The 6,961-nt window shown below is 31.9% G+C and carries 5 protein-coding genes and 1 pseudogene; 3 read left to right on the plus strand and 3 right to left on the minus strand.

The window, feature by feature from the left end; translation table 11 throughout:
* Positions 1 to 546 precede the first annotated feature (546 nt).
* From HNR27_RS17910 to HNR27_RS17920, 3 genes are read right to left on the minus strand one after another with little or no spacing between them, the layout of a single operon-like run.
* The gene (locus HNR27_RS17910; RefSeq protein WP_429340696.1) at positions 547 to 1,677 is read right to left on the minus strand and encodes a Ger(x)C family spore germination protein; all 1,131 of its coding nucleotides are present in this window, start codon (positions 1,675 to 1,677) and stop codon (positions 547 to 549) included.
* Between the two features lie 2 nt (positions 1,678 to 1,679).
* A complete protein-coding gene (locus tag HNR27_RS17915) occupies positions 1,680 to 3,137 on the minus strand; it encodes a spore germination protein (RefSeq protein WP_339213350.1) in 1,458 nt (485 codons plus the stop codon).
* Positions 3,124 to 4,215, minus strand: a complete 1,092-nt coding sequence (locus HNR27_RS17920; protein ID WP_429340697.1) for a GerAB/ArcD/ProY family transporter — start codon at positions 4,213 to 4,215, stop codon at positions 3,124 to 3,126. The genes HNR27_RS17915 and HNR27_RS17920 overlap by 14 nt, the downstream gene beginning before the upstream one ends.
* A 268-nt stretch (positions 4,216 to 4,483) precedes the next feature.
* Between HNR27_RS17920 and HNR27_RS17925 the strand changes: the two are divergent.
* The 3 genes and pseudogenes from HNR27_RS17925 to HNR27_RS17935 all read left to right on the plus strand — a co-directional run.
* Positions 4,484 to 5,029, plus strand: a pseudogene (locus HNR27_RS17925) (recombinase family protein); the annotation flags it as partial.
* Positions 5,030 to 5,094: 65 nt separating this feature from the next.
* Positions 5,095 to 6,543, plus strand: a complete 1,449-nt coding sequence (locus HNR27_RS17930; RefSeq protein ID WP_035197639.1) for a Mu transposase C-terminal domain-containing protein — start codon at positions 5,095 to 5,097, stop codon at positions 6,541 to 6,543.
* Positions 6,536 to 6,961: TniB family NTP-binding protein (locus HNR27_RS17935; protein ID WP_488168371.1), on the plus strand; the 426-nt coding region annotated here is incomplete at its 3' end. The genes HNR27_RS17930 and HNR27_RS17935, both read left to right, overlap by 8 nt.

The following is a 6,961-nucleotide window of genomic DNA, read 5'->3' on the forward strand; positions in this document are numbered from 1 at the left end:
TTTCATGGAAAAAGTGGATGTCCCCTTGGAATGTTTTTTTCTTGTTATCCTGTTTCCTTTTCCACATATGAACCTCCACTATGTAATGAACTAGTAGTCTTAGTATGTGGAAAATATTCCAGAATATGTGAGAGAGGATTTTGGCATAAAAAAGCACCCCCATTTGTTATTGAGGGGCAGTCCAAGATAAGAGAGATTTTTTATATTGTTTCTCTATCTAAATGTTTAATTATGTTGTTTATAAAGGTGATTTTCTCCTTAATAATTCTTTAAAGTTCAGGATTTTCACATAGAAGCATTTCTTCCTTTAGTTTCTCAATATGACTACTAAACAATTGTAACTCGGAGTAATATTTCCCTTCATGGATATTATGAAGGAGAATAGATAAAATTAAAACGGTTTTAACAAAAGTTTTGAATTAACCTCTCAGACATTTTTATTTTAATCTTTTTCATTGTTTAGTAATTTATTCTCCTTGTCTTACTGTTTTAAATATTTATAAATAAATTATTTGAATTAGCAACTAAGTTTATCTAACTCCAGTTTCAATCATATAAACCCCTGTTTTCTAAGAGGAAATTTACTGTAACATTTTTTATAGAATTAGTAGATAATGTATAATTTTTTAATTGTTGTGGTTTAACCCTATCATGGAAAAGTATATTTTTTAGATTATATACGTCAATTTCCTTATCAATTCCATTTTGATAAGTGAACCTTATTTCTTTTTCAATTTGTTTTGTTACTAATTCTTCTATTTTTTTTGAGGAAAGGTGTTCTTTTAAATCTGTTAATTCTCCTTTTGCATCAACATGTATGTTAAAATGGAACTTTTCACCATCCCTAACAACATTTATTTTTACAGATGGTGACGTTATTCTTACAACACCTTTTATTTCATTGTCCTCAATAATATCTACTGGTGTACGTTTAATCTTTGTTTGCGTCCATCTAAGACCAATAAGCTCTTCATAAGACATCCACTCTCTATAGTTTCCTTCACTCACAGGAAAAGCACCATTTATTTTTAGGGTGTTTTTAGTCTTTGGTTCTGTAGTTAATTCCTTCCAATCGTTTTCGTCAATTGAAATTGAAGGCAGTAAAGCAGTCCCCCCTGGCTCGCTATAAATCGAAGTAAATTTATGCAAACGCATCGGTTTAATATACGAATATTGATTATATGCATCTGTTGGCTCATATAAGATGGTATATATTGGAGGCAGTTGGAAAAAACCAGTAGAGCTAAGTATTTTTTCAATTGACTCTTTTGTTCCAAACATCCATGGTGTTGGACGAAATTCTCCATTTTTCTTTAAGGATTCCTCCACTTTTTTTATACCTTTTTCCAAAATAGACTCTGTATAGATAATTGCTCCTATATGTGACCAGTTTACTGTTTTTTGGGATGTTCGATATAAATCGAAAATAGCATCATTAATTGTATGACCTGAACCATTGCCTATGTATAGTGGTATGGGTTGTCCCGATTTGCCATCTTCGGATTTAGCTACATTGGAAAAATCAAGTATTTGGGCATAAATTATATATTTTTCATCTTTATAGTCAATTGCAATTGTTGAGACGAAATTCACTTCTTCAATTTCGTATTCATCCCAGCACCCTGTTAAAATCAGTAATACGAATCCTATCAGTGGGATTACCATTAATTGTTTCATTTTTATTCATCTCCTTGTCGATCAGTATCATTTGTGTCAAGGATCTTTGCGCGTTCATCTTGTTGTGCAACTGGGTATTTCAGTAAAGATTTAGAAAAATCATTTTTTACATATGGTGAGACTGGACTTAAATAAGGAATACCAAATGATTCTAGCTTTGCAAGGTAGCCAAGTGTTAAATAGACACTGATAAAAAAGCCAAACATTCCTAGAACAGAAGAAAGAAAAATTGAAAAGAATCGTATAATTGTAACTGTCCCATAAAGAGCTTGATTACCTAGTGTAAAGGTTGAAACAGCAGTAATTGCAGAAACAACTAACATAGTTGGAGATGTTAAACCTGCTCGAATTGCTGCGTCACCTACGATTAGTCCACCTACAACTGCTATGGTTTGACCAACTGCCTTTGGCAATCGGACACCTGCTTCGCGAAATAACTCAAATAGGCTTAGCATTAATAATACTTCTACTGCTGAATTAAAAGGTATACCTAATCTAGAAGATGCTATTGTTGCTAGTAACGGAAATGGAATTTGGTCTCCATTAAATGCAGATAACGCAACCCAAAAAGCAGGTAAAAATAAGGACAACATTAACCCCAAAAGTCTAAGTAAAAGTTCCAAAGAAGCATAGTAATATGGAGTATGTTCATCCTCAGCAGTATGGAGAAACAATCCCAAATTACCTGGTGCAATTAATACGTTGGGAACATTATCAATAAAAATAGCAAATCTTCCTCTAACAAGACTACTGACAACACCATCTGGACGAGATACAGATTTCATTAATGGAAAAAGAGAATACTTAGAACCACCAAGAAGACCCAGTAATTGGTTGTCGCTGTTTATAATATCTATATCAATATTAGTTAAACGGTGAGTGACTTCTTTAATCATCTTTTTATTTTGTATATCTGTTATGTAAACTAATCGAACTTGTGTTTGACTTCTTTTACCAAGAGTAAAAGACTTTGTTACAAGAGAATTCGATTTAAGCCTTTTCCGTACTAAAGCGATGTTTGTACTCAAATCTTCAACAAAAGCGTCTCTTGGACCACGCAATGATACCTCAGTATGAGATTCTTCTGGTGATCTTTTTGGCGGACTGGATGTATTAAAGAAATATAAATTTTCAGCAATCAATATTGCTGTATAGCCATTAAAAATTTTCTCTTGGAGTGTATTGTCAACATTTATTTCATGATTGCGCAACGTAATACGTTCGGAACAATTTATATTTTCTACACCTTTTTGTCCATCACGGTAGTATTTGTCTTGAATGTCTGGGAGTATACTATTTATTAATAATTTATGTTCAATTAAACCATTGCAGTAGATAATAAGCATTTGTTCCTTTTTATTATTTGCATATAAGTGTTGTTTCTCAATGGATACGTCTGTTGAATGTTGGAAAAGATTCGTAATATACTGTTCCTTTTTTTTATAATTATCTCTTCTCATCTGTAGACACCCTGTTCGTTGAAATTTTAATTAAAAAGGCAATAAAGACTGTGATAAAAACACCAAAAAAGATACTTCCAATGTAATAAAATCGTGATAAAAAGATGAAGAATTCTTCATTTGAAATAGGTAATGTAATGACAATTAGATAGATAACACAAATAAAGGCTTGAATATAAAAACGCTGCTTTTTCTTCTTAATGTCAAAGGGCAGTGTAATCATATACAAAATCATACTTATATGGATAAAGGCACCAGATAACCATTGATAAATGGAAAAAAAGTCGAGGTGATTGAAATAATTACCAATCCCTAAGATACGCCACTGAAAAAAAGCAGGATATCTCAATTTCTCTGCTTCCTCTACTCCAAAGGTTGAGATACTGCCAAGTAGTGGTCCGACAGTTAGAATGAATAAAAAAGTGATGAGAAGTAAAATGTGTAAAAACTTCAGTTTCCTATCGACGTGATGCTGTAAAAATATCAGTAAAATTATTTCAATGGCTGAACCAAATGCAAAAAGCGAACCATGAAACACTTCCTTCCACCCATTCTCCACTAATACAGGTGTAATAAGTGTATAGTTTTTATCAGGAGTGGTACCAATTGCGACAAACAAACCCAATATAATAACTAATGGAAGTACAACACCTGCGCAAATGGCAATTACATTTATCTTCCCGTATGAAATATAAATGGATGCAGTTAGAATGAATAAAGATACCACTACTACGGGTGTATTAAACAAAAAAGTTTCATTTATCCACAATACCGTTTCTTTTAAAGTAATAAAACCAGTAATAGACAAATAAATGAACAATAAAAAAGCAATTGTTCGACTAAGCAGTCTGGAATATGTAGATGATATCCATTCAAAAATAGATACTGATTGAAATTTCCTTGTAACATACAATAATAATAAGGAGAACAAAAGGGTAAATATATAACCAATAATTACACTTATCCATGCATCACGACCTGCAGCATTAATTAAAAATGGGATAACAATGACATGATTAGTTAACCCCATACTTAATAAAAAAATCGCAAAAAGCTGTATGATGTTGATTTTTGTCATCAAAAAACTCCCTATAAAATCTATTTATAATATTATATTGGCTAAATTACTTAAGACTATTCGCATTCTCCGATTTTAAACAAATATTATATAATGATATTTTTTGGAGAGACCTACATTTCAAAAACGAATGTTTTTGAGACGTTTTTACTATGAATATTAAATAGCTTAAAGCCATAAGAAATATTGTCTTTAAAGATTGCTCAAAATCTATGTTTCATATACCACCCTTTATGATATAATTATATTGAAAAGGTGGTATTTTTTTATGAGTCAGTACATTTATGGTTATGCTCGAGTAAGTACTCGTCAGCAAGATTTAGCACGGCAATTAGATTTATTAGAAAAATATAATTGTAATGAAATTCTTACAGAAAAAATGACAGGAACAAAATCAAACCGACCAGAGCTAAATCGTCTAAAAGACAAATTGAGACCTGGGGATATTGTTGTAGTAGAAAGTTTTTCAAGATTAGGTAGAAGCACAAAAGACTTAATCGATCTAGTTAATTACTTTGAAGAGAAAAATGTAAAATTAATCAGTGTGAAAGAAAATTTTGATGCTACCACCCCGCAAGGGAGGTTAATGATGACTGTTTTTCAAGCTTTTAGCCAGTTCGAACGAGATTTGATTGTTGAACGAACTAAAGAGGGGCTAAAAAGTGCTAGAGCAAGAGGAAGAAAAGGAGGACGACCAAAAGTAGGAACTAAAGATATTACAAAAGCCATTAATCTTTATAATACTAGAGAATACAGCGTTAAAGAAATTGTAGAAATGACTGGTATAAGTAGAGCCACTCTATATCGATATTTAAACAATGACAACAATTAGAGGAACTAATAGCATTAGCTTCATTAATTAAAAGGAGCTGTTTCTATATGGGAAAAGAACTTCCATCATTGACTTCGTATTCAGAAGAGCAGAGACAAATAGCTATGGAAAAATACAGGTTAATTGAGCCATATATTAACCGTGAGAAAAACTTGAAAGCTATTGCTGAGGAATCTGGTGTTTCAAAACGTACACTTCACTATTGGGTTAGTAAGTATCAGCAATTTGGATTAATTGGATTGATTCGAAAGAGTCGAACAGATTCTGGAATATTTAAAGTGGAAAATGAAGTACAAGAAGAGATTAAGAATTTAATACTTAGTCACAAAAGAAATTCAGTCACTTCTATTCATAGGAAGATTTGTGAGACATGCAAAAAGAATAATTGGAAGCAACCCAGTTACTATCAGGTTTATGCTATTTCAAAGTCTTTATCACAAGGACTAAAAAAACTAGCTTATGAAGGAAAAAAAGAATATCAAAACACTTATGATTTAATTCACCGACGAGAGGCTAGTTATCCTAATCAAATTTGGCAAGCTGATCATACCCCATTAGATATAATTGTTTTAAATGAAAAGGGAAAACCGGAAAGACCTTGGCTAACAATTATTTTAGATGACTATAGTCGAGCAGTTGCTGGATATTTTTTAACTTTTCAAGACCCGTCTGCTATACAAACATCTTTAGTTTTGCACCAAGCAATATGGAGAAAAAGAAACCCCGATTGGCAAATATGTGGTATCCCTGAAAAGTTTTATACAGATCATGGAAGTGACTTTACCTCCAATCATTTGGAACAAGTAGCAATTGATTTAAAAATTAATCTTGTTTTTTCTACAGTAGGAGTTCCAAGAGGGCGTGGGAAAATTGAAAGATTCTTTTTAACTATTAATCAGTTGTTTCTACAAGATTTACCTGGATATATTGGAAATCAGCACAGCCCTGCTCTTCTTACTCTTAAAGAACTTGATGATAAATTATCAAATTTCATTATATATAATTATCATCATAGGGTTCACGGTACAACAAAAAAAGAACCCATCAAAGCTTGGAATAATTCTGGATTCCTCCCCAATATGCCAGATAGTTTGGAAAGCCTAGATTTATTATTGTTAAATGTAGCAAAACCGAGGAAGGTTCATTCGGATGGTATTCACTTCCAAGGTTTAAGGTATATAGATACAAATCTAGCTGCATATATTGGTGAAACAGTCATTATTCGTTATGATCCAAGGGATATTGCAGAGATTCGAGTGTTCTATCAAGACAAATACTTATGTACTGCTATTTCCCCTGAGATATCTGATTACCAAGTAGATTTAAAAGATATTGTTTCCGCACGAAATAAGGTGCGTAAAAATCTCAATAAGCAAATTGATACCAGAAGAACTGTTGCAGAAGAAATTGCTTTATCACAGCAAAAAGATTTGGAGAACAAGTCGAATAAATCTGATTCTAAAAAGTCAAAACTCAAGAGGTATTTCAATGAATAAATCACAGAAGTTTATTGAAACAAAAGAGTATAAAAGATTTGCAGAGTTTTGTGATGCTTGTATCAAATATAAATATATAGGAATTTGTTACGGACTACCGGGAGTAGGAAAAACGTTATCCTCAAGATATTATTCAAACTGGGATTATATCGAAAAACAAATAGATTATAAATATAAGAAAAAAATTGGTTTAGATACAGATGAAAGGATTCTTAAAGCTAGAACAATTTTTTATACAGCGCCAGCAATACGTGCTACTAAAATGACTGACGAAATTAGTATTATTGGTGGTAAAATGGGTATGGCTAAAGCTATTTATAAGGTAAATAACGGAGGGGAAGAAGAATATTCTACTGATACTTATGAAGATATTGATCTTATAATTGTTGACGAAATAGATCGATTAAAAGTGCAAAAT

This window comes from Ornithinibacillus bavariensis (assembly GCF_050433565.1).
GTDB lineage: Bacteria > Bacillota > Bacilli > Bacillales > Amphibacillaceae > Ornithinibacillus > Ornithinibacillus bavariensis.